22 protein-coding genes are annotated in these 20,839 nt (G+C 61.2%); 3 read left to right on the forward strand and 19 right to left on the reverse strand.

Annotated features, from left to right (window positions below; all coding sequences use genetic code 11):
• The 7 genes from pldH to ACXJ5O_RS04180 form a co-directional block, all read right to left on the reverse strand.
• The coding region (gene pldH, locus ACXJ5O_RS04150; RefSeq protein WP_457298785.1) for a pyridoxal 4-dehydrogenase, SDR-type at positions 1-647 on the reverse strand (647 nt) is incomplete at its 3' end.
• A 37-nt stretch (positions 648-684) separates the two neighbouring features.
• Complete coding sequence (ppaT, locus tag ACXJ5O_RS04155; RefSeq protein WP_457298805.1) at positions 685-1,863, reverse strand: pyridoxamine--pyruvate transaminase; 1,179 nt, start codon at positions 1,861-1,863, stop codon at positions 685-687.
• Positions 1,864-1,889: 26 nt separating this feature from the next.
• The gene (gene pldA / locus ACXJ5O_RS04160) at positions 1,890-2,696 is read right to left on the reverse strand and encodes a 4-pyridoxolactonase (RefSeq protein ID WP_457298786.1); all 807 of its coding nucleotides are present in this window, start codon (positions 2,694-2,696) and stop codon (positions 1,890-1,892) included.
• A 47-nt stretch (positions 2,697-2,743) separates the two neighbouring features.
• Positions 2,744-3,679, reverse strand: a complete 936-nt coding sequence (locus tag ACXJ5O_RS04165; RefSeq protein ID WP_457298787.1) for a putative B6 ABC transporter permease subunit 1 — start codon at positions 3,677-3,679, stop codon at positions 2,744-2,746.
• A gap of 3 nt (positions 3,680-3,682) precedes the next feature.
• The gene (locus ACXJ5O_RS04170; protein ID WP_457298788.1) at positions 3,683-4,777 is read right to left on the reverse strand and encodes a putative B6 ABC transporter permease subunit 2; all 1,095 of its coding nucleotides are present in this window, start codon (positions 4,775-4,777) and stop codon (positions 3,683-3,685) included.
• Positions 4,774-6,345 (reverse strand): putative B6 ABC transporter ATP-binding protein, encoded by a 1,572-nt coding sequence (locus ACXJ5O_RS04175; protein ID WP_457298789.1) that lies wholly within the window; start codon positions 6,343-6,345, stop codon positions 4,774-4,776. The genes ACXJ5O_RS04170 and ACXJ5O_RS04175 overlap by 4 nt, the downstream gene beginning before the upstream one ends.
• A gap of 79 nt (positions 6,346-6,424) precedes the next feature.
• On the reverse strand, positions 6,425-7,453 hold the full coding sequence (locus tag ACXJ5O_RS04180; RefSeq protein ID WP_457298790.1) for a putative B6 ABC transporter substrate-binding protein: 1,029 nt from the start codon (positions 7,451-7,453) through the stop codon (positions 6,425-6,427).
• Positions 7,454-7,552: 99 nt separating this feature from the next.
• Between ACXJ5O_RS04180 and ACXJ5O_RS04185 the strand changes: the two genes are divergently transcribed.
• Complete coding sequence (locus ACXJ5O_RS04185; RefSeq protein WP_457298791.1) at positions 7,553-7,978, forward strand: hypothetical protein; 426 nt, start codon at positions 7,553-7,555, stop codon at positions 7,976-7,978.
• Between the two features lie 38 nt (positions 7,979-8,016).
• On the opposite strand, the gene ACXJ5O_RS04190 is transcribed toward ACXJ5O_RS04185, so the two are convergent.
• The 10 genes from ACXJ5O_RS04190 to ACXJ5O_RS04235 form a co-directional block, all read right to left on the reverse strand.
• Positions 8,017-9,027: an ABC transporter substrate-binding protein gene (locus ACXJ5O_RS04190; protein ID WP_457298792.1), complete on the reverse strand. Its 1,011-nt coding sequence runs from the start codon at positions 9,025-9,027 to the stop codon at positions 8,017-8,019.
• Between the two features lie 37 nt (positions 9,028-9,064).
• The gene (locus ACXJ5O_RS04195) at positions 9,065-9,880 is read right to left on the reverse strand and encodes an ABC transporter permease (protein WP_457298793.1); all 816 of its coding nucleotides are present in this window, start codon (positions 9,878-9,880) and stop codon (positions 9,065-9,067) included.
• The gene (locus ACXJ5O_RS04200) at positions 9,877-10,707 is read right to left on the reverse strand and encodes an ABC transporter ATP-binding protein (RefSeq protein ID WP_457298794.1); all 831 of its coding nucleotides are present in this window, start codon (positions 10,705-10,707) and stop codon (positions 9,877-9,879) included. The genes ACXJ5O_RS04195 and ACXJ5O_RS04200 overlap by 4 nt, the downstream gene beginning before the upstream one ends.
• Before the next feature lie 130 nt (positions 10,708-10,837).
• A complete protein-coding gene (gene fhmpcd1, locus ACXJ5O_RS04205; RefSeq protein ID WP_457298795.1) occupies positions 10,838-11,767 on the reverse strand; it encodes a 5-formyl-3-hydroxy-2-methylpyridine 4-carboxylate 5-dehydrogenase in 930 nt (309 codons plus the stop codon).
• Positions 11,764-13,395, reverse strand: coding sequence for a GMC family oxidoreductase (locus tag ACXJ5O_RS04210; RefSeq protein WP_457298796.1), 1,632 nt, complete (start codon positions 13,393-13,395; stop codon positions 11,764-11,766). Before ACXJ5O_RS04210 ends, fhmpcd1 begins: the two co-directional genes overlap by 4 nt.
• A gap of 116 nt (positions 13,396-13,511) precedes the next feature.
• Positions 13,512-14,234: a class II aldolase/adducin family protein gene (locus ACXJ5O_RS04215; protein WP_457298797.1), complete on the reverse strand. Its 723-nt coding sequence runs from the start codon at positions 14,232-14,234 to the stop codon at positions 13,512-13,514.
• A 70-nt stretch (positions 14,235-14,304) separates the two neighbouring features.
• On the reverse strand, positions 14,305-14,763 hold the full coding sequence (locus ACXJ5O_RS04220; RefSeq protein ID WP_224515530.1) for a YbhB/YbcL family Raf kinase inhibitor-like protein: 459 nt from the start codon (positions 14,761-14,763) through the stop codon (positions 14,305-14,307).
• Positions 14,764-14,793: 30 nt separating this feature from the next.
• A complete protein-coding gene (locus ACXJ5O_RS04225; protein WP_457298798.1) occupies positions 14,794-15,384 on the reverse strand; it encodes an amino acid synthesis family protein in 591 nt (196 codons plus the stop codon).
• Between the two features lie 69 nt (positions 15,385-15,453).
• Positions 15,454-16,593 carry an FAD-dependent oxidoreductase gene (locus ACXJ5O_RS04230; protein WP_457298799.1) on the reverse strand — a complete coding sequence of 380 codons (1,140 nt, stop codon included), beginning with the start codon at positions 16,591-16,593 and terminating at the stop codon, positions 15,454-15,456.
• A gap of 41 nt (positions 16,594-16,634) precedes the next feature.
• The gene (locus ACXJ5O_RS04235; RefSeq protein WP_457298800.1) at positions 16,635-17,498 is read right to left on the reverse strand and encodes an alpha/beta fold hydrolase; all 864 of its coding nucleotides are present in this window, start codon (positions 17,496-17,498) and stop codon (positions 16,635-16,637) included.
• 153 nt (positions 17,499-17,651) lie between these two features.
• Between ACXJ5O_RS04235 and ACXJ5O_RS04240 the strand changes: the two genes are divergently transcribed.
• Entirely contained in the window at positions 17,652-18,323 is a 672-nt protein-coding gene (locus ACXJ5O_RS04240; RefSeq protein ID WP_457298801.1) for a GntR family transcriptional regulator, read from the forward strand.
• 139 nt (positions 18,324-18,462) lie between these two features.
• Positions 18,463-20,058 carry a GMC family oxidoreductase gene (locus ACXJ5O_RS04245; protein WP_457298802.1) on the forward strand — a complete coding sequence of 532 codons (1,596 nt, stop codon included), beginning with the start codon at positions 18,463-18,465 and terminating at the stop codon, positions 20,056-20,058.
• Positions 20,059-20,374: 316 nt separating this feature from the next.
• Here ACXJ5O_RS04245 and ACXJ5O_RS04250 read toward each other — a convergent pair whose 3' ends face one another.
• Together ACXJ5O_RS04250 and ACXJ5O_RS04255 are read right to left on the reverse strand one after the other, a co-directional pair.
• Complete coding sequence (locus ACXJ5O_RS04250; protein WP_457298803.1) at positions 20,375-20,656, reverse strand: lipocalin family protein; 282 nt, start codon at positions 20,654-20,656, stop codon at positions 20,375-20,377.
• A partial coding sequence (locus ACXJ5O_RS04255) for a hypothetical protein (RefSeq protein WP_457298804.1) occupies positions 20,595-20,839 on the reverse strand: 245 nt, incomplete at its 5' end. The genes ACXJ5O_RS04255 and ACXJ5O_RS04250, both read right to left, overlap by 62 nt.

Raw genomic sequence — 20,839 nt, forward strand, 5'->3', positions numbered from 1 at the left:
GGCTGCCCTTTGCCTTTAATCGCCTGAAGCAACTCGACGAAGCCGAACGCCTCATTGTGCGGGCTTGCCTTGACGCCATCGCTCTCGATCAGCCCTGGCGTCACCGCGTTTGCCGTGATGTTGTATTTGCCGAGTTCTGTGGCGAGCGCCCTGGTGAAGCCGATGATGCCGCCCTTGGCCGCGACATAGGCCGCCATGTTCGGCGTGCCGGCAAAGAACGTGTTGGATGCGATGCTGATCACCCGCCCGGCCTTGCCGGCGTCGCGCATCTGGTCAGTTCCCGCGCGGCTGACGATGAAGGTGCCGGTGAGATTGACGTCAATGATCTTGCGCCAATGTTCGAGATCGACGTCGTCCCAGGCAATGAACGGCACGATGCTGGCATTGTTGACCAGGATGTCGATGCCGCCCGTCAGCGCCTGTATTTCGGCAAACAGTGCCTTAACAGATGCCGGATCGGAAATATCGGCGGCGATCGCCTTCGCTTTTCCACCGATCGATGCGGCGGCCGCCTTGGCGCCTTGCGCGTTGATGTCGCTGACGATGACGGTCGCGCCATCGGCGGCCAACCGCGCGGCGATCGCCTTGCCGATGCCTTGTGCGGCCCCGGTAACCAGCGCCGTCTTCCCCGCAAGCCGTTCAGTCATTTCCATGCTCCATGATTTATGATCCTGTGAATTCATCTCATGCGTCGCCGTCGATAATGGCGAGCGCCGCCTCGATGCCTTTGCCGATCGCAAGCTTCTGGCCCAAAGCATTCATGGCGCCGCCAAGCGCGGTCAGCGCGGCGATCGCATAGATCGGCTGGGCGGTCGGGCCCATATGGCCGATTCGCGTCAGCTTCCCCAATGTTTCGCCGCGGCCCGACGAAAACACCACGCCGTAGCGGGCGCGCGCGGCCTGTCGAAGCGCCTTCTCGTCGACACCTTTAGGGGTGTGAACGGCGGTCGTGGTTGGCGATGCGATCCTGTCGCTGGCCGCCCAGATCGACAGGCCCATCGCGGTGACGCCCGCGCGCATTGCCTTGGCAGTAAGCGCGTGGCGCGCCCACACCGCCTCCGGTCCCTCATCGAGATAAAGGTCGAGCGCGACATCGAGCCCGTTGATCTCCGAGACCGACGGCGTGAACGGAAACGGCTCGTTCCTTGACCACGCATTTTGCCAGTCGACGATGCTCAGCATCGATGCGCGCGGCGCCAGGGGATTTCCCTTCATCTTGGCCCAGGCCCGCTCGCTGACGCCCATCATGGTGAGGCCGGGAGGCGCGCCCAGGCATTTGTTGGGGCCGGTGACATAGATATCGGCCTTGCAATCCTCCGGATGCGTCTTCATGCCGCCAAAGGACGAGACGGCGTCGACGATGAGATAACCGCCATGCGCCGAGACCAGCGCGCCGATGGCATCGATCGGATTAATGGTGCCAGACGGCGTGTCATGATGGCACACGGAAACGATGGTGATTTCCGGATGCGCTTTCAGCATTGCCTCAACCTCCTGCGGGTCGATCGCTTCATTGTAGGGCACCTCGATTTCGATGAGATGTGGCGAATAGCGCTTCGCCCAATAGCCAAACCCCTTACCGTAAACTCCGGAGGCAAGGTTGAGCACGACGTCGTCCGGCGCGATCAGGGAGGCCGCGGCGGCCTCGAGGCCCAGTACCGGCTCGCCATGCAGAATGACCGGCTTGTTCGACAGCCGCATCGCCTTCTGCGCCTTGTCGACCACCTTCTCGTAGAGGAGCTGAAACGCCGGATCGTAGTCGTAAAGCACCGTGCGCCCGAGACCACGCAGCACTTCGGCATAGGCGTTCACCGGCCCCGAGGTCAGGGTGATGACCGGATCGGCGTGTTCGAGATAGCGCATCATCTTCTCTCCTGATTGGCGGGCGATCAGCCGTAGAATTGCGTGCCGGTCTTGTAGCTCCTGAAGTTTTCCATGTCGTGCGAATACATCAGTTCGGCACCATGGTCCTCGGCCAGCTTCTTCACTTTGCGCATCGAATTGACGCCCGCCACCGGGTCGATGTGGAAAGCCGCCTGACACAGCGTTTCAAGGCTCTTCTGGGTGTAGGCGGCGTCGATGGTGAACATCATCGGCTGGCGCTTGGGGAACTCGACGAGCAAGCTGTAGTGGCCGATCGAATGGCCGGGCGTCGAGATCAGCTTTACGCCCTTGGCAAGATCGACGTCGCCCTCGATGCCCTCGAAGGTCGAGTTGGCGCGCGTCGTGCCTTCCAGCAGTTGCGCGGTCGCGCCACGTGCTTCCGCGGCCTCCGCCGAGAAGCTCAGGTCCGAATAGCCCAGATGTTCGAAGGGTTGGGGATTGCAGGCCTGCGGTATCTCGCTGCGGTGGCAGATCTTCTTTGCATGCGGAAAATACTTGTTGCCGCCGCAATGGTCGAAATGGAAATGCGAATTGACGACAACGTCGATGTCCTTGGGCTCGAGCCCGAGCAACGCAAGCGCGCCGGGAATGGTCTGGTGCTTTTCCTGGATCGGCTTCTCGAACGGCAGCACCTTCATGACGTGATCGTAGTCATAGCCGGTATCGATCAGGAAGCGGCCCTCGGCATGCTCGATCAGGATGGAATAGACCGGAAAGCGCACTTCGCCGCCAGGGCCGCGATTCCAGAACACATGATAGCCGTCGAGAACGAGCGAGCCGCCATCGAGCAGGTAGATCTTGGTATCCGACATTATTACCTCCTGTTTGGCGCGGGTCCCTTCCGCGCATCTGATTGTTGTCAGCGCGTACCGCGCTCATAAGGAATGCCCAGCGCCGCCGGTAGACTGGCCCGCCGGCCGAACAACACCAGCATGATCATCACCGCCAGGAATGGCAGCATCTGGATGACGTCGGTCGGTATGTTGATGCCCGCTACCTGCATGGCCGTCGTCAGCGACAGGCAGACGCCGAACAGCAGGGCGCCGAACAGCACCCAGACCGGACGGCCGCGCGCCAGCATGGCCAGCACGATGCCGAGAAATCCGGCGCCGTTGCTGATGAACGGAATGAACAGGCCGGCCCCGACATTGGCGAGATAGGCGCCGCCGAGGCCGGCCAGCGCGCCGGTCGTCAGCACCGCGATGGTCCGGGTCTTGATGACGTCGACACCGGCGACGTCGAGCGCGGCTGGCTTGTCGCCCGCTGCCTGCAGGTTGAGGCCGAGCTGCGTGTGCCGATAGAGGTAACCCATGCCGAACACCAGCGCGACCGCCAGATAGACGATCAAGTGATGCTTGAAGAAGGCAGGCCCGATGACAGGAATATCCGACAGTAGCGGAATGACGGTGGCGTCCGCCGCTGGCAGGCGGGGATAGCTGCGCGAGAACTGGAAATGATGAAGCAGCGCCGTCAGGCCTTCGAAACCGAGTGTCAGCGCGATGCCGATGACGATCTGGTTCAGCCCGATGCGCACGCAGAGCAGCGCCATGATCAGCGCCACCGCGACGCCGCCGGCGGCACCTGTTAGGAACCCCAGCCACAGCGACCCGGAATAGAACGCGCCGACGAAGCCAAGATAGGCACCGGCCAGCATCATGCCTTCGATGCCGATGTTGAGCACGCCGGCTTTTTCCGACATTTGCTCGCCGAGGCCCGCCAGCAGCAGCGGGATGGCCGCGGTGACGGCGCCGAACATGAGCGCGCTGAGAAAGACTTCGCTGAATAGCCCGGTCATGCCCTAAGCCTTTCTCGACTGGTTGTAACGGTGGTCGACATACTCGGCGAGAGCGAGCACGATCAGCACGATGGAGACCAGCACCAGTGTGAAATGATTGGGCACACCAAGCCGCCGTGCCGCGCTTTCGCCGCCGATCGACAACACCGAAAGCAGGAACACGAAACCTATCGCGGCAAAACCGTTCATGCGGGCGAGGAACACGGCCGGAATGACGGCCAGCCCGTAAGCGGGATTCCAGTCGGCGCGGACATTGCCCTGAACACCGATAATGTCGACGGCACCGGCAAGGCCCGCGAGCCCGGCGGAAATGGCGAAGACGGCAATAGTCAGACCAGGTACGCCGAGCCCCGCATGAATCGCCGCTCGCGGATTGGCGCCGACGATCCGCAATTTCAGCCCGAACGCCGTGCGCGTCATCACCAGATGCACGATGATGATTGCTGCCAGGCCGAGCAGCAGGCCGCTGGTGATGGTCGTATCGAACAGGCGCGGCAGCCGGTCTTCCACCGGTAGCGTGCGCGTCTGGGGAACGGTCGTGCCGGGATCGCGAAATACAAGCTTGACCAGAACATTGGCGAGCGAGGTGCCCAGGAACGTCATCATCAGCGTGGTGATGATCTCGTTGACGCCCTGATAGGCCCGCAGCAGCGCCGGCACCAGCGACCAGATCATCGCTACCACCGCGGCGATCAGGAACGAACCGATGAGAGCCAGCCAGGCCGGCATCAACTGGACGAACACCGGGGCGCTGGCGGCTGCCGTGACGGCACCAAGCAGGAACTGGCCGTCGCCGCCCAGATTCCACGTCCCGGCGCGAAAGGCCACGATCAGGCCGGCGGCAAGAAACAGCAGCGGCGCCATGCGCGTCAGCGTCTGCTGGATGCCAAGCGGCGAGAACAGGCCTTTTTCCAACACATAGCCATAATAGGCGAGCGGGTCGACGCCGACGGCAAGCAGGATGCAACCGGCGATGACCAGTGCGGCGAGGATCGGGCCGAGCGTCATCAGCAGCCTGTGGAGGATGTCACGGCGCGCGGCCGCCGCGCTTGTGGGATCGAGTGCGGTAGCATTGACCGTGGGGGTGTCGATGCTCATGCGGCTAGTCCGATCATCAGGCGACCGACCTTGGTGCGGGCGTCGTCTACGTTCTCGACGGTGCCGACCAGCGCTCCGTTGGCGATGACGGCTATACGGTCGCACATGCTGAGCAATTCCTCGAGGTCGGTGGAGATCAGCAATATGGCGAGGCCGCGCGCTGCGGTGTCGCGGATGCGCTGGCGCGACGCCAGCGTATTGGCGAGATCGAGCCCATAGGTCGGTTTGTTGAAGATCACGACCTTGGCGCCTTCGGCCAGTTCGCGCGCCAGCAGAACCTTCTGGATATTGCCGCCCGAAAGCCGCGCGACCGGCGTCTTCAGGCTTGGCGTGCGCACATCGTATTCGCGCACGAGCTGGGCGGCGCGCTTGTCGATCTCGGCGCGCTGTTCGAAGCCGTTGCGCCAGAACGGAGCGGCGCCCACCTGCTTGAGGAAGAAGTTTATCGAAACCGGGAAAGTTCCGACAGTGCCTTCGCCCAGCCGGTCGTCGGTCAGGTAGCGAAGACCGCGCTGGCGGCGTTCGCCAACGCTCAGCATCTCGATGGCGGTTCCCTCCAGCCGCACCGAACCACCGGTCGCCACGCGTTGCCCTGCCAAGGCCTCCGCCAATTGTTTCTGGCCGTTGCCATCGATGCCGGCGATGCCAAGGATCTCGCCTGGACGAATGTCAAAGGAGATCGACGATAGGCCCGGTGCGTTGTCCGTAGGTGCGACCGCGAGATCCGCGACCTGAAGCAGCGGAGCGGCTTCGACGCAGACTGTGCGGATGGGGCACTCGACCGCTTCCGGATCGTCCTTCTGTTTGCCGAACATCAATTCCACGATCTCCGAGATGATCTCCTGTTCGCCCAGCGCGCGGAAGCGCTCGGAAGGAATCTCGCCGACCTTGCGGCCGAGCTTCAGCACCGAGATGCGGTCGCCGAAGGCCGCCGCCTCCTTGAGCTTGTGCGTGATAAAGACGATCGCCAGTCCCTGCTCGACGAGGCGGCGCATCAGCGTGCCCAGTTCGTCGATGCCCTTCGGCGTCAGCATAGAGGTGGATTCGTCGAGGATCAGTAGCCGGCTGTTGCGCACCATGGCGCGCAGGATCTCCACCTGCTGCTGCTCGCCAAGCGAAAGCTCCGACACCTTGGCATGCAGCTTCACCGTGATGCCGAGGCTGCGGGTGATCTCGGCGACGCGCGCCTCAAGCTCCTCGGTCCTGGGGCGCTGCCACCAGGGCCCGCCAAGCAAAAGGTTCTCAGCCACGGTCAGAGCCGGCACCAGCATCATGTGCTGGAAGACGGTTCCAATACCGAGCGCCAGCGCATGGCGCGGCGAGGTGATCTGTGTCAGTTTGCCGTCGACCAGTATGCGTCCCTCGTCCGGCTGCAGCAGACCAGACAGCATGCCGATCAAGGTGGATTTTCCCGCGCCATTCTCGCCGAGCAGCACATGCACCTCACCGGGACGGATCGACAGGTCGATGCTGTCATTGGCTACAATGCCGGGAAAGCGTTTGGTCACGCCTTCAAGCGCGACGATGTCGCGTTTGTCGGCGCCCGGTAATGAAGAAAGACTGCCCATGAAAGCTCCGAACCTTAAAACATGAAATCGGTCCGGAGGGATGAACTGGTCACCCTTCCGGTAGCCGGTTTGGATTGCCCTACTGGGCGACGCTGGTCATCAGCGCCCTGACGGCCGCTGCATCATAGACCGGCTCGACCGGAATCTTGCCAGAAATGACTTCGTCGCGCAGCGCTTGGATCTCGGTCCAGACATTGTCCGGGATTGCAGCGGTCTTCAGAAGCTTGACCGAATCATCCTTGAGGCCGATCGAGTAGCTCTTGGTGCCGAACGTGTCGGCCTTCAGGTCGTCGATCATTGCCGCGTAGACCGGCTCAATGTTCCAGACCACCGACGACAGCAGGAAGCCCTTGTCGATCGGCGTCTTGTCGCCGATGACGTCGATGAAATAGACCTTGCCGCCGTCAGCCGCCTTGGTCGTCTCGACCGCCTGCAGCATCCCGAAGCTCGAACCATTGCCCTGGCCGAAGATGATGTCGGCGCCCGACRCGATCACGCTTTCGGTGACGCGCTTGCCGCCGGCTGCGTCGCTGTAGGCGGCGGGTCCGATCACCGCATAGGTGATCTTGACCTCTGGGTTCTCCGCCTTCACGCCCTGCGCGAACGCCGCTGACTGCGAATTCCACGAGGGCGGTTCGCCCGACACGACGATGCCGACCGACTTCGAGCGCGACATCTTGGCGGCAAGACGGCCGGCGAGATAGGCGCCCTGGTGACCGCTCAGCGTGTAGTCGGCGACGAGACCCTTCTCCAGGCCGCTCGGCGTATCGACGATCGCCACCGGAACCTTCAATTCCTTGGCGATTTCGGGCCCCGAAGTATTGTAACCGCTGGCGTGGGCGATCAGCAAGCTGGCGCCATCGGACGCGAGCTCCCGCAGCGTCGGACGAACATCGCCATAGCCGAGGCCCTGGGCCAYGACCACTTCGACGCCGGCGGCCTTGCCCGCCGCCTTGGCGGCATCGATGCCCTGCTGATTCCAGCCGTAATCGGTGCCTTCTTCGGGCGTCAGGATGGCGATCGACTTGACTTCACCGGCAAGCGCGCTGCCAAGCAAGACGCCACTCAGTATAGCTGCACTCACACTACTCTTCAGAATCTTTAACATGTTACCCTCTCTGTTTGATTTACCAATCAATATTATGTTGTTATTGCGCATATGCGAGGTAGACTGCCTGAGTAAATTTACCCATGGAGCTCAGGCAAAGTGAAGATTCGTTATGTTCTCCCTGTGGCGCTGGCGTTCACATCCTTCGCCAACGCGGTTGAGTTGCACCATATCATCGTCCGAAAGGGCACCGACGGGCTCGACATGGTGCCGTTGACGATTTCGAACGTGGGCAATGAAGGACTGTCCTGCAATGCCGACTTCGCCCACTGGTATTCCGCCGGGATCGCGACGGTCGAACCGGGCGAGAGCGCGCGCCTCGAACTCTGGTTCGACCCCAAGACCGGCACGTTCACGATCCTCAACGACAAGCGCGAGAACCTGCCCGTCGAGCGGCTGCGATGCGGCCTGTCGGGTCGCGCATATGCCACACGCGTGCAGATCACGCTCGACAGCACCGACGCCGCGAAAGGCGAACGCGCCGTGTCCTGTGTCACGAGGCAGGACAGCCTGGTCTGCCGGTAGGCGCTCATCGACTTGCCCGTCCCAACACCGGTGCGCTCTTACTTCTTTGCCAGGAACGTGTCGGTGAAGACATCGTCCGCCGAGAGAGCCGTCTTGAGCACGCCCTGATCGGTGAGCGTCTTCAGCGTTTCCTCCCACTGCGTCTTCGTCATCCAGCCGAGGCCGTGTTCCTTGGTGTCCGGGCCGGTGAAGGTCGACGCAATATCGGCGTTGATCTGCGCAAGCAGCACATCCTTCTTGTCCGCGTAACCGGGTGCAGCCTTGGCCGTGATCTCGGCGGCCTCTTCGGGGTGGGCCACGACATAATCGAATGCTTCCCTGTATGCCCCAACGAAGCGGGCGACGACGCCGGGCTTGTCCTTGATCATCTTCTGAGAGGTGAACAGGCCCGAGCCATAAGCCTTCCAGCCATGGTCCGCGCCCGTCATGACGCTGAGCGAACCGGGACCGCCTGCCTTGGCCTCCAGTTCGGGAACCTCGGCGTCGACATAGCCGACCACCGTCTGGACCCGGCCTAGAAGCAGATAGCTTTCATAGGGCGGCGAGACACTGTTGAGCGTCATGTCCTTCTCCGTCAGGCCATTGGCCGCTAGGAAGCCCTTGAAGAAGATGTAGGTTGAACCGGCTGGATGAATGCCGATGGTGAGGCCCTTCAGATCAGCCGGCTTGGTGAGCTTCACCGTCTTCGCCAGCGAGATGATCGCCAGCGGCGAGTGCTGGTTGACTGCGGCCACCGCCACCACCGGGACATTCTGCGACCGCGCAACGGCGAGCGTGGGAAGATCGCCGAAACCGAAATCCGCGTTCTCGTTGCCCACCAGCCGCATGGCGTCTGGCGAGCCGGAACCCTTGCGGATCTCGGCCAAGTCGATGTCGTTCTTGGCGAAGAAGCCCTTCTCCTTGCCCACGAAGAACATGGCGTGGTTGCCGCGCACCACCCAGTCGAGCTGCACGCTGACCTTGTCCGCCGCCAGCGCTACGCCGGAGAAGCCAAGCGCGCCGGCAAACGCCGCAAGCGTGGCTGCCTTTATGAGTGAGCGTCTTAGCATTGATCGATCCTTCCTGTCGTTGACTGTCCTAGGTAACCTAGGCGTGGCTGAATTTCGGTGCCCATGGCACGATGATGCGTTCGAGAACTTCGGCTGCGTAGTAGAAGGCGATGCCCAGCACCGAAACGAGGAGTAGGGCCGCGAAGACGAGCGCGGTGTCGAGCTGGGTCGAAGCGAACTGGATGACGTAGCCGAGCCCATCGGAGGCGCCGGCGAATTCGCCGACGATAGCGCCGATGACGCTGAGCGTCGCGGCGATTTTGGTTCCGGCCATCAGGTTCGGCAGCGAATGCGGAACGCGAATCCGGAACAGGATCTGCGTCGGGCTGGCGCCGACCGAATTCATCAGCGACAACAGCGAGCGATCGACCGACTGCATGCCCGCCAGCATCGATAATGTCACCGGGAAGAAGGCGATGACCAGGATCAGGCCGATCTTGGGCGCAAGCCCGTAGCCGAACCAGAGGATGAAGATCGGCGCCAATGCCACCTTGGGCACGTTCTGGAACAGCACCACCAGCGGATAAAGCGCTCGCCCCAGCCAGTCAAAGCGCACGATGACCAGCGCAATGGCAATGCCGACCACAATAGAGACAAGGAATCCGAACAGGATCTCGCCTGCCGTTACCAGTGTCGCCTGCATCAGCGTTCCCCATTGCGCGACCAGCGATTGCGCGATCTCGGACGGGGCGGGAATGATGAAGGCGGATATGGCGAAAATCCGCACCACGGMTTCCCAGACCACGATCGTCGCCAGCAGAAGGATAGCCGCTGGAAGCCAGCTGCCTGTCACTGCACCCCAGCTTGAGGCAAGCCGCGACTCGGAGAGATTGGTGACAGGTTGATCGCTCACGACGCACCTCCCGGTTGATGGCTGGCGCGCAGCATCGTCCGCAGCTGAACCAACAGCCTGACGAACTGCGGATCTTCCGTTAAAGACAGATCGCGCGGATAGGGCAGACCAATGTCGAGGCTCCCGGTGATCCGCCCAGGCTTGATCCCCATCACGTGGACATGGCGCGACAGGTGAATGGCCTCGTCTATCGAATGGGTGACGAGCACAATGGTCTTGCCGGTGCGCTGCCAAATCTCGAGCAGCGACTGACCCATCGAATCGCGGGTGATGGCGTCGAGCGCGCCGAACGGCTCGTCCATCAGGAGAACCGCCGGATCGAGCGCCAGGGCCCGCGCGATGGCGACGCGCTGGCGCATGCCGCCGGACAATTCATGAGGGCGCTTGTGGGCGCTGTCGCCCAACCCCACCAGTTCCAACATCTCCTGCCCGCGTGCCCGCAAATCGGCGCGCGAGAGCGACTTGTCGGCGATGCCAAGCAGCATCGATGCGTTGTCGACGGCATTCTTCCAGGGAAGCAGGTTGGCGTCCTGGAAGACGAGGCCGATCATGCGCTTGCGCGCCGCCYCGACTGGCGGAAGTCCGGCGATCGAAACGCTGCCGCTTGTCGGATTCACAAGCCCCGCCAGAACCTTGAGCAAGGTGCTCTTGCCGCAACCGGAAGGACCAATAAGAGAGACAAACGACCCCTTCGGGATCGAAAGATCGATGTTCTGCAGAACCAGCTGGCTCGCCATGACCACTGAAACACCCTTGGCAGAGATCAGGTCGTCATGGCGGATATGGGCCGGCCGGCCGCCGGCGGCTCGAATGGTTTCAATGCGCATGGCTTGCCACCCCATGCGCTGTCGTCAACGGTCGCCGCACCGTCCGGTCCGCGAAGGCGCGCCTCGCACCAACAGCCGCTGTTACAAACTCCCCAGCCCGGCCGATCCTGTGAGCACGATGCGCCATTTGCTACTCCCGACCTTCCAGGATGCGCCGCACCGCGACGAGTTTGCGCGCCCGTTCGCCTTGCAGCGCTTTGGTCTGCTCGGGCGTATAAGAGAACATGCCCTCGCCCGACTTGATGCCGAGCTTCGACGCGTTCGTCTTTTCCAGCACCATGGGCGCGACATCGTCACGATTGGAGAGGTCCGCGTTGAGGAAGGAAGAGACGGACTTGTAGATATCGAGGCCCGCCATATCGAGCAGCGCCATCGGTCCGATGACGGCGATCTTGTAGCCGATGCCCCACGACACGCAGGTGTCGAGATCCTCCGGATCGATGACGCCACGCTCGACGAGGTCGACGGCCTCGCGCAGCAGTGCATAGAGCACGCGGTTTTCGACGAAGCCGGGAACGTCCTTCTTCACCACCACCGGCAGCAAGCCGATCGAGCGGATCAGGTCGCGGATCGTCGCCACGGTTTGCGGCGCGGTCTTCTCGCCGCCGATCACCTCGATCATCGGGATGATGTGCGGCGGGTTCGACCAGTGCATGCCGACCATCCGCTCGGGATGCGAGATATGCGCCTGCAGTTTGGTGATCGGAATACCCGACGTGTCGGACGCGACGATCGTGTCCGAGCCTATCAGGCCGTCGATCGTACGATAGACTTCGGCCTTGACCGAAATGTTTTCAGGAACGTTCTCGATGACGAGGTCGGCACCGGATACCGCATCGCCGATATCATCCGTGAAGCGAACCGTTCCAACGCCGGCCGGCGGCGGCGCAATACCCAAGGCGTCGAGAACGGTCTCGGCCACGCCCAGCATGGATCGCGCGCGTTCGATCGCTGCCGGGGCAACATCGTAGGCTACCACCTGAAGGCCGCCTCTGGCGAGCCGGGCGGCCATGCCCGGTCCCATCGTACCCAGACCGATGATGGCGATATTTCGGATCATTGCACTGCCCCGCTTTCTTTCGAGCTCGCGATGAGGTCGGCGGCTTTCTCGGCAATCATGATCACTGCCGCATTGATGTTTCCGCACACCAAGTCGGGCATGACGGAAGCGTCCACCACTCTCAGGCCTTCGACGCCGCGAACGCGCAATTGCGGGTCGACGACCGAGGCCGCATCGGCTCCCATCCGGCAAGTCCCCGCCGGATGATGCACGGTGATGGACGTCTTGCGAATATGCTCGTCGATCTCGTCGTCGCTCTGACACTTCGGGCCGGGAAAAAACTCCGCCTCGATGAAGGGCTGCATGGAGGGCTGTGCGGCGAGATCTCTTGCCACCCGGAAGCCGGCCCGCAGCGACTCCCAATCCTTCGGCGAGGCCAGGAAGTTCTGGTGGATCAGGGGCGCCGCAGAAGAATCGGCCGACGCCAGTTTCACCGCTCCCCGGCTTTCAGGCTGCGTGGCCACGATGCGTGTTGCGAAGCCGTCCGCAAACGGCGCCTTGAATGGCTTGAAATATGGCCATGCGGCGAGCGGAGCCGCCGTGAAGAGCAGCTGCACATCCGGCAACGGTCGCGCCGGGCCGCTCTTCAGAAAGGCGACGACACCGCCGGGCACATCCCCCGAAAAACCGCGTCCCGTCAGGTAGGTCTTGACGAAATCCAACCCGATCCGATCGGCACGCATGTTGCGCAGGAACGGGCCGCCCGGAGCCCGGCGACGGTACATGAGAATGACCGAGACGTGATCCTGCAGGTTCTCGCCGACCGCCGGCAGGTTGACCCGCGTCTCGATACCGTGCGCGGCAAGCTCATCCTGCGCCCCTATACCCGACAGCATCATGAGTTGCGGCGTGTTGATTACGCCGCCGGCAAGCAGCACTTCCTTACGGGCGACGACCGTGCGTTCGCCGCCGCGATGGTTGATGGTGACGCCGGTGGCGCGCGCACCCTCCAGCACGATCTTCGTTGCGCTGGCTTCCGTCAGAACGGTCAGGTTGGGCCGCTTCAGCACCGGCCGCAGATAGGCTGTCGCAGTCGAGCTGCGCCGGCCTTTTGAAATCGTCATCTGGAGGCGGCCGAACCCTTCCTGCCGCTCGCCATTGTAATCTTTCGTCTGCTCGTAACCGGCCTGCACGCTGGCTTGCGCAAAAGCATCGATCAACGTGTCCTTGTAGCGGCAGAACTGAGTGCTGACCGGACCTTTGCCGCCACGAAACTGGTTCTCGCCGCCTTCCCAGCTTTCCTGCTTGCGGAAATACGGCAGCACCTTGTCATAGGACCAGTCGCTGAGCCCCGAGGCTGCCCAACGATCGTAGTCTCCGCGATTGCCCCGCACATAGGCCATGGCGTTGGTCGACGATGATCCTCCGACAACCTTGCCGCGTGCACACTCGACCCTGCGTCCGCCGACATTGTCTTCCGGCTCACAGAAATACATCCAGTCATGGCGCCGTTCGGTCAGAATCTTGCCCCAGCCAAGCGGTATATGGATCATGGGATCGCGGTCCCAGCCGCCGGCTTCCAGCAACAGCACAGAACATCTCTGGTCGGCGCTCAGCCGGTTGGCAAGCACGCAACCGGCCGATCCGGCCCCAACAATGATATAATCGTAGCTTTCAGCGTGCGGCATGTTGCGTTTCATTGCCTTCGTTTGACGCTCTTGCGTCAGGAAACTATTGAAACCGAGCCTGGAAAAACCTGGGCTAGGACCAAGGTCTTCCGGGTATGTTCAAACACCCGCGGACCCTAGGCCATGCCCGCTTCCCTGAGGCGCTGCGACCAGTGATCCCATCCACGGTCGATCTGGGCGCCGACGAGATTTCCCGCGGCCTTGATTTCGCCCGGCGACAGATACTTGATCGTGCCGATCCGCAGGCCGGCGGTCTGCGCTGCCGCCTCCTGTTCAAGATAGAAAGCCCGGAATACCACCTGCCGGACAGAACTGCCGACATTGACGACGCCGTGCCGCGCCATGAGCACGACGGGATAGTTCCCGAGACTTTCAGCGATGTCCCCACAGACGCTCCGGCTGCCGCCAAAGAGATCGGTATCGTCTCCCTGCTTGTCGCGTATCTCATAGACTGGGACGGCGTCGCCGAGGAAAGCCCCCATATGGGTGACCGGCCGGAGCGGCTGGTCGACGAAGCAGTAAGGCAGGACAGCCGGCGAATGGCTGTGGAGCACGCACTGGACGTCCGGCCGCGCCTTGTAAATCTCGCTGTGGATGTAGCGCTCCAGATAGGACGGCCTGTTATCCAAGGTCTCGCCGTCGAGGTTGAAACGCTGGAAGTCACCGGCCGTTATGAGGCTCGGAGCGAGCTTCTGTGCCAGGAAGAAGCTTTCGGGATCCTCGGGGTCACGGGCACTGATGTGCCCGAACGTATCCAGGATACCTTCGTTCAGCAGAATCTTCGTCGCTGTAACCAGCTCTTCGAAGACCTTCTGATGCGCGGGGCTGTTGTCTATCATTTCCAAATTCTCCCATTGTGGCGATGGCGACCATTCTTGTTGTTGTTATCGGTTGCCAGGGCCGCGGATTTCACTTGTTTTCGTAGATGCCGACGATCCGGTTCTGCTCGATGATGTTGCCGGCATATTTCTGCAGGAACTCCTCCCGGGTGGGCGTCCCGTCGACCTTGGTGTCCAGGGCATAGACCCAGAAGTAGTAGTGATGTTCTCCGTGGCCCGCGGGGGGCTGAGGCCCGTAGTACTGCTTGTGGCCGGCACCGTTGGGGCCGACGCGAAACTTCTCCTGCGCGTCCGAAAGGTCGGTGGCCGCGGGATCGATGCCATAGACCACCCAATGCGTGAAACCGTTGGCGAGCGGCGCGTCTGGATCGTGGCAGATGACCGCGAGCTCTTTCGCACCTGCCGGGACGCCACTGACGGTAAGCTTGGGCAATACGTTGCCCTTGTCGCCGGCGTGTTCGTGGCGCATTTTCCCGAGCGGCTTGAAATCCGCTGACGTAATCTTGAGGTCCTTAATGTTCAGGGGCATGGAATTCGTCCTTCAGCAATTTCGATCGAACTAGACGCCGGCCTTCAGGTCGGCGACGGATTTGCCCCCGACGCGCTGATGCACGCGCGGACCCGATGCGACGGCGACGCAGATCAAAAGCTCGTCCTGGCGCGGCGCATCCGGCACGGAAAAGGTGACGGCATCGTAGTGGGAACGGATGTAGAGCTCGTCCTTGTGGGCAAGCGGGATATCGATAGTCGTGCCTGCGACGGCGACCTTGCTGACCGACGATATCCAGGCCTTGCCACCGCCCACCTGCTGCCGCAGCGAATCTCCGAATACCGTGGTGATGCAGGCGACGACATGTTCCTGTTCGCCTGATGTACCCGCGATACCGCCCTTGCCATAGCTTTCGACCGGCCTGTTGCCGAGCAACGCCACGGCTCGCTCGCCGAGCGCATGACCGATCGCTGAACTCGGATTTGTCAGATCGGACAGTTCGGCGACGAACTTCCCAGCGAAGGGATTGCGTATGACAACGCCTGTCGCAACCTTGACGAGGGTCTCGCCAGGCGTGCCGCCGTCATGCCGGCTTTCCTGGACGGAGGAGTACCATCCCCTGACATCATAGTCTCTTTCGACTTCACTGGAATAATTCATCTTTATCTCCTGAATGGTGTGCGCTGTTTCTGCACGCACCGATTAATTCGTTGGTCGGCTTGCCCGACGCTACTGCGGCCATGAGTAGACACGGCGCAGCGGGTCGTAGCGGGCGGCTTCCAGCGCCGCTGGCGTGAACATGTTTCCCTTCGRGAGCGATCGGTTCGCCGCATAGTCGCCAGATAGGGCCTGGCAGCGATCCGTGATCGGGCGAATGCGCGTCTCCCACGCGACGAGCGCATCTTCGACCGAAGAGCCTTCCTCCAGGTCCTGCGACAGGCTGAAGGCGTTGACCATCGCGCAACCGGCACCCTGGGCAAGCGCCGGGCACATTGCATGCGCGGCATCGCCCACGAGGGCGACCTTGCCTCTTGTCCAGCTATCCAGCTTGGTCGTTTCGTATTTGTCGTACCTGGCGGTTTTCAGCTTCGCCGCTTCGATCAGGCATGGCTCCAAGAAAGGAAACATCTCGACCCAGACTTCGAGATCGATCGGAACGCTTGATCCGCGAGCATCGGCGGCGGGAGCCATGAGGCCTAGATAGAGCTCATTTTCATTACAGGGCGAGTAGAGAACCCGCTGAACACGCGGCCAGAAGTTCCACATGTCAATGGTATTGTCCCACTCGCCGTGGCCGAGCTGTTTCTTCATGCGCGGGACAATCAGTCGGATGAGACCATCTTTTGAAACCCATCGATCCTGTTTGAAGCCGATGGTATCCCTGACCTTTGAGCCTACGCCATCGGCGCCGACGATCAAGTCGGCTTCGAGAACTTCGCCGGACTGGAGGGTCATAAGTCCTTCCGGATCGGCGGCGACTGCTTCGGAACTAACGCGGATGTCGACACCCAGGGCACGGGCCTGATTGACCAGAGCACCGTGCAGGTGGCTCCGAGTCATGATACGCCAAGGGAGACCGTTGAACGTCTCCTTGGACACCGACTTGTTATGCATCCAAGTCTCGTAGGTCGGAGGCGTGTGTGAGCCCTGTAGAACATCGTCCAAGGCACCCAGTCCTTCGAGCACGCGAAGGCCATTGTGCCAGAGATAGATGCCTGCGCCGAATGCCCGGAGCTCAGAGCTCTTTTCGTGCAGCCTGACATCCCAGCCCTTCTGCCTGAGAGCGATGGCGGCGGTCAGGCCGGCAAAGCCGCCCCCGGCGACCTCGGCACGACGCGTTTTGCCCGGAGTTCTGTTTACGTTGGCCATTTTCTGGATCCTGCTGCGTACAAGAAGACGGCGCTTGGCCGTCAGGCGTCTATGAAGTTGGTGATGGCTTTCAACGTGATCTCGGAAGACACCTCGTTGACGTAATGGTCGGCGCCCGGAACGACGACGACCGGCAGATCAGGCCGCAGCCTACTTGTCTTCGCCAGCGCCGCCGCTGACACCAATTTGCTCGTCTCGCCTCGAACGATGAGGACTGGCTTGGTCACGTCCCGGTAGGCGGGCACCAGGTCCGCTCGCAGGCCCTTGGCGGTCTGGGCCATGGCCGCGGGCGAGGCCAATGGACGCAATCCGCCGTCGACCCGCTGATAGCCGCTCTGAGCCCTGATCTTGATGGCGTCGGCGGGAATATTCGGATAGCGCCCGGCGAGATATGCTTCGACGGCCTTTACATCCTCGAAAAGCTGGCTCCCCGCATTCACTCGCGCTTCCAGCGCGTCCAGCGCTTCGGTCTCGATAAACGGCGTAAAGTCGATTGCGATGACCGACCGCACCAGATTCGGGTATTTCGCCGCGGCCGTGACGGAATTTCGAGCACCAAGCGAATGTCCAACGAGGACGGCATGGCCGCGATCGAGAGTGCGTATAAGGCCGGCGATATCGTCCGCGTAGTCATTCGCCTCGTAGCCGGTTTCTGGCTTGTCGCTGAGGCCGTGCCCCCTTTGGTCAACCGCTATGGTCGTAAACCGATCCGATAGTCGAGCCATCAACGGCTCGAAGACGGCGGAGTTGGAGGTAATGCCGTGAAAGAATAGCATTAATGGGCCGTTACCCTGCTCGCGCACGTTCAAGGTGATGCGGCCAGTGTCGATGCGTCGCGAGATGAAGTGATCGCAAGGTATGTCTGCCGCCATGTCATATCCTCGCCGCCGCTGCCCGTTTCTCATGCAAAAGGATCATATAAGGTAGGGCACGTCAAGCCGATTGTCTGACATTCTTGCAATCTTCAGATTTGACAATCTGACTATCTTGCTGTCAAGTTTAGACGCTTGGCGTATTAAGCGTCAGATTGCGACCCAAAGGCTCATGAGACGTTACCAATGCCCCCAGATTTGAATTTGCGAATTTCGCCACGTTCAGTGCAACGGGAGACCGTAGATAAGTTACGGCTCGCCATTTTCTCCGGATTATTCCAACCGGGAAGCCGCCTCATCGAAAGTCAGCTATGCACACAGCTCGGCATCAGCCGTCCGTCGCTGAGAGAGGCTTTGCGAAGCCTTGAGGCCGAGCGCCTGATCGAGATCGTACCCAACCGCGGACCGTCGATACCGGCACTTTCGTGGGAGGTGGCAACCGCCATCTACGAGGTTCGAGAGCTGCTGGAAGTCGAGGCAGCGGGGCGATGCGCGTCGAGAATTTCCCCGGAACAGTTGCGTGAACTTGAGAAATCTCTTTCCGCATTCGAAGCGGCGGCATCCAGCAATGACAGCCTCGCACAAGTAATGACCGCCGCAGACTTCTATTCAATCATACTCGCGAATTGCGGGAATCCGATCCTTGAGGAAGTCCATCGTGGTCTGGTGGCCAGGATAAGCTTCTTTCGCGGACGATCGATGTCATTGGAGGGCAGAGCACAAAGCAGCCTCTCGGAGATGAGGGAGATATTCGAATCCATCGCCGCCGGCGACGAGAAAGCCGCCCGAGAAGCCTCGAAACAACACGTCTTGAAGGCGAAGGCGGCAGCGAAGATATCCATGGACAGCGGACTTTGAATTCGTCGCAGGACTGTGGTTCCGTCTGAAGACTCGAAGTCCTTCATGACGTTTTGGATCGGGTATCTGCCGAACGCAGATCAGTGCGCGGGGCCTTCACCATGTCAGTGTCAGACATGCCGGCAATCGAAGCCAGCAGATGGCAGATGGAGTGATGATGACCATGGCCAATGTTGAGCGCAAACCGAATTCCGATATCGTCATCGTCGGCGGTGGGTCGGCCGGCACGTTGCTTGCCGCGCGACTGAGTGAAGAGCCGGACAGTCGCGTTCTGCTGATCGAGGCAGGCGAAGAGGCGGCGGACCCCGACATCTGGAAGCCCACTGCCTGGCCGACGCTTCAGGGCCGCAGCTACGATTGGGACTATCGCACGGAGCCGCAAGCCGGCACCGCAGGCCGAGTGCATCATTGGGCGCGCGGGCGGTTGATCGGCGGCTCGAGTTGCCTGCACGCCATGGGCTACATGCGCGGTCATCCCTCCGACTTCCAGACTTGGGTCGACGCGACTGGGGATCGCCGATGGAGCTGGGATGAACTGCTGTCAGTTTTCCAGGCTATCGAAGACCACCCGCTTGGTGGCGACGGCATTCACGGCAAGGGCGGGCCGTTGCCGATCCATTTACCGGCGGACGAAGTAAGTCCGCTTGCTCGTGCCTTCATCGAGGCAGGCGCAGCATTGGGTCTGCCTCGCCTTGAGGGTCACAACAGTGGAGAGATGATCGGTGTCACCCCGAACTCTTTGAACATTCGCGACGGGCGGCGGGTTACGGCGGCGGACGCGTGGCTCACAAAGGCCGTTCGAGGCCGCAAAAACCTAACCATCCTTACGGGATCCCGGGTGCGGCGGCTCAACCTGGAGGGCAATCAGGTCCGCAGCCTCGAGGTCGTAGGGCGACAGGGTCCGGTCGAAGTCTTTGCGGATCAAGTTGTACTTTGTGCCGGCGCGCTGGAAAGTCCGGCTTTGCTGATGCGTTCGGGCATCGGTCCGCACGATGTACTCGACGCCGCAGGCGTTGGCTGCTTGATCGATATGCCTGAAATCGGTCGAAACCTTCAGGACCACCTGCTTGGTGCCGGCAACCTTTATGCGGCACGCAAGCCGGTTCCTCCATCGCGCCTCCAACACTCGGAGTCGATGGCCTATATGCGAGCTGACGGGCTCGCCGCTACTGGTCAACCCGAGATTGTCGTTGGTTGCGGCGTCGCGCCGATCGTGTCCGAACGCTTTCAGGCGCCTGCCGCTGGCACTTCATATTCGCTGCTGTTCGGGATCACCCATCCAACGAGCCGCGGCAGCCTACGCATAAGTGGGCCGGAGGTCGGCGACCGGTTGATCATCGACCCGGCATACCTGCAAACCGGTCGGGACCGCGAGCTGTTTCGCCAAGCTCTCGAGGCTGCACGGACAATCGGGCATAAAGAGGAACTCGCCGGCTGGAGAGAGCGCGAACTCCTGCCAAGCACCCTGAACAGTGCAGCCGAGATGGACGACTTCATCGCGCAGTCGGTCATCACACACCATCATCCCTGTGGTACTTGCAGGATGGGTAAGGACCCGGACGCCGTCGTCGATGCAAATCTACGACTCAAGGCGCTCGACAATCTTTTTGTAGTGGACGCRTCAATTATGCCCAACCTCACCGCAGGACCGATTCATGCTGCGGTGCTCGCGATCGCCGAGACCTTCGCTCGATCGCACCGGAAAATGGACCCGGAAAGAATTCCGATGCGATGAACGGCATCATCTAGGGCTGCGCAGCAAGGTTGCGCGCGATGCGGAAGCCAGCGCGAAGCGACTGCCAGGCCTTAGTATGGTTTCCCGCTACTATTTAAGCAAGATGGCCTTCACTTGAATAGTGGGGGAACTAAGGTAAGCACCTTTAAATAAGCCCCGAGCACTTACAGAAGTTTGTTCCGGTTGAGACGTTATGCGATTTTTGACGCGCGAAAACAGAACAAAACGACTTCGAGGACATATACCTAGTGTTTTCACATCGTCCCGGCAAACCCCGACCATCAAACTGATGAACCGAACTTCTGCGCATCAACCATCACCTGTTTGTGACTGACACCGCCTTCGCCTTAAGTCTGTCTGTGAGAGGGGGATTGCGCGAAAGTACCCAGAAGTATCTCTTACTTGAGCCAACAATGATGGCCCACTGATAGTCACGGGCTAGCGCCACGACATTGCAGCCCGTGAAAGCTCCGCAGACGTCGGTAGGCATGAGAAAACTACTCAAAACCGGAGGGATATCTTGCACACGAAGTGCCCTACTGCGCGGCCATTGCCCTCCGCAGTGCCAGTTCTTCGATCGTTTCCCCCTGGCTGTCATCTTTCGTTGGCTTAATCCGGAACCACACCGCGTACAGAGCTGGAAGGAAGAGCAGGATCATTACGGTGCCTGCAGCCGTTCCGCCAATCAACGTATAGGCCATCGATCCCCAGAACACCGAATGAGTTAAGGGTATGAAGGCGAGAATGGCAGCCAGTGCAGTCAGAATCACAGGGCGCGTCC

It is taken from the genome of Phyllobacterium sp. P5_D12 (assembly GCF_054049495.1).

Bases quoted from the DNA above. Each gene is read 5' to 3' on its own strand.
- ppaT (WP_457298805.1), bottom strand. From the start codon at position 1,863: ATGCGCTATCTCGAACACGCCGATCCGGTCATCACCCTGACCTCGGGG.
- pldA (WP_457298786.1), bottom strand. From the start codon at position 2,696: ATGTCGGATACCAAGATCTACCTGCTCGATGGCGGCTCGCTCGTTCTC.
- ACXJ5O_RS04165 (WP_457298787.1), bottom strand. From the start codon at position 3,679: ATGACCGGGCTATTCAGCGAAGTCTTTCTCAGCGCGCTCATGTTCGGC.
- ACXJ5O_RS04170 (WP_457298788.1), bottom strand. From the start codon at position 4,777: ATGAGCATCGACACCCCCACGGTCAATGCTACCGCACTCGATCCCACA.
- ACXJ5O_RS04175 (WP_457298789.1), bottom strand. From the start codon at position 6,345: ATGGGCAGTCTTTCTTCATTACCGGGCGCCGACAAACGCGACATCGTC.
- ACXJ5O_RS04190 (WP_457298792.1), bottom strand. From the start codon at position 9,027: ATGCTAAGACGCTCACTCATAAAGGCAGCCACGCTTGCGGCGTTTGCC.
- fhmpcd1 (WP_457298795.1), bottom strand. From the start codon at position 11,767: ATGATCCGAAATATCGCCATCATCGGTCTGGGTACGATGGGACCGGGC.
- ACXJ5O_RS04210 (WP_457298796.1), bottom strand. From the start codon at position 13,395: ATGCCGCACGCTGAAAGCTACGATTATATCATTGTTGGGGCCGGATCG.
- ACXJ5O_RS04215 (WP_457298797.1), bottom strand. From the start codon at position 14,234: ATGATAGACAACAGCCCCGCGCATCAGAAGGTCTTCGAAGAGCTGGTT.
- ACXJ5O_RS04220 (WP_224515530.1), bottom strand. From the start codon at position 14,763: ATGCCCCTGAACATTAAGGACCTCAAGATTACGTCAGCGGATTTCAAG.
- ACXJ5O_RS04225 (WP_457298798.1), bottom strand. From the start codon at position 15,384: ATGAATTATTCCAGTGAAGTCGAAAGAGACTATGATGTCAGGGGATGG.
- ACXJ5O_RS04235 (WP_457298800.1), bottom strand. From the start codon at position 17,498: ATGAGAAACGGGCAGCGGCGGCGAGGATATGACATGGCGGCAGACATA.
- ACXJ5O_RS04240 (WP_457298801.1), top strand. From the start codon at position 17,652: ATGCCCCCAGATTTGAATTTGCGAATTTCGCCACGTTCAGTGCAACGG.
- ACXJ5O_RS04250 (WP_457298803.1), bottom strand. From the start codon at position 20,656: ATGACAGCCAGGGGGAAACGATCGAAGAACTGGCACTGCGGAGGGCAA.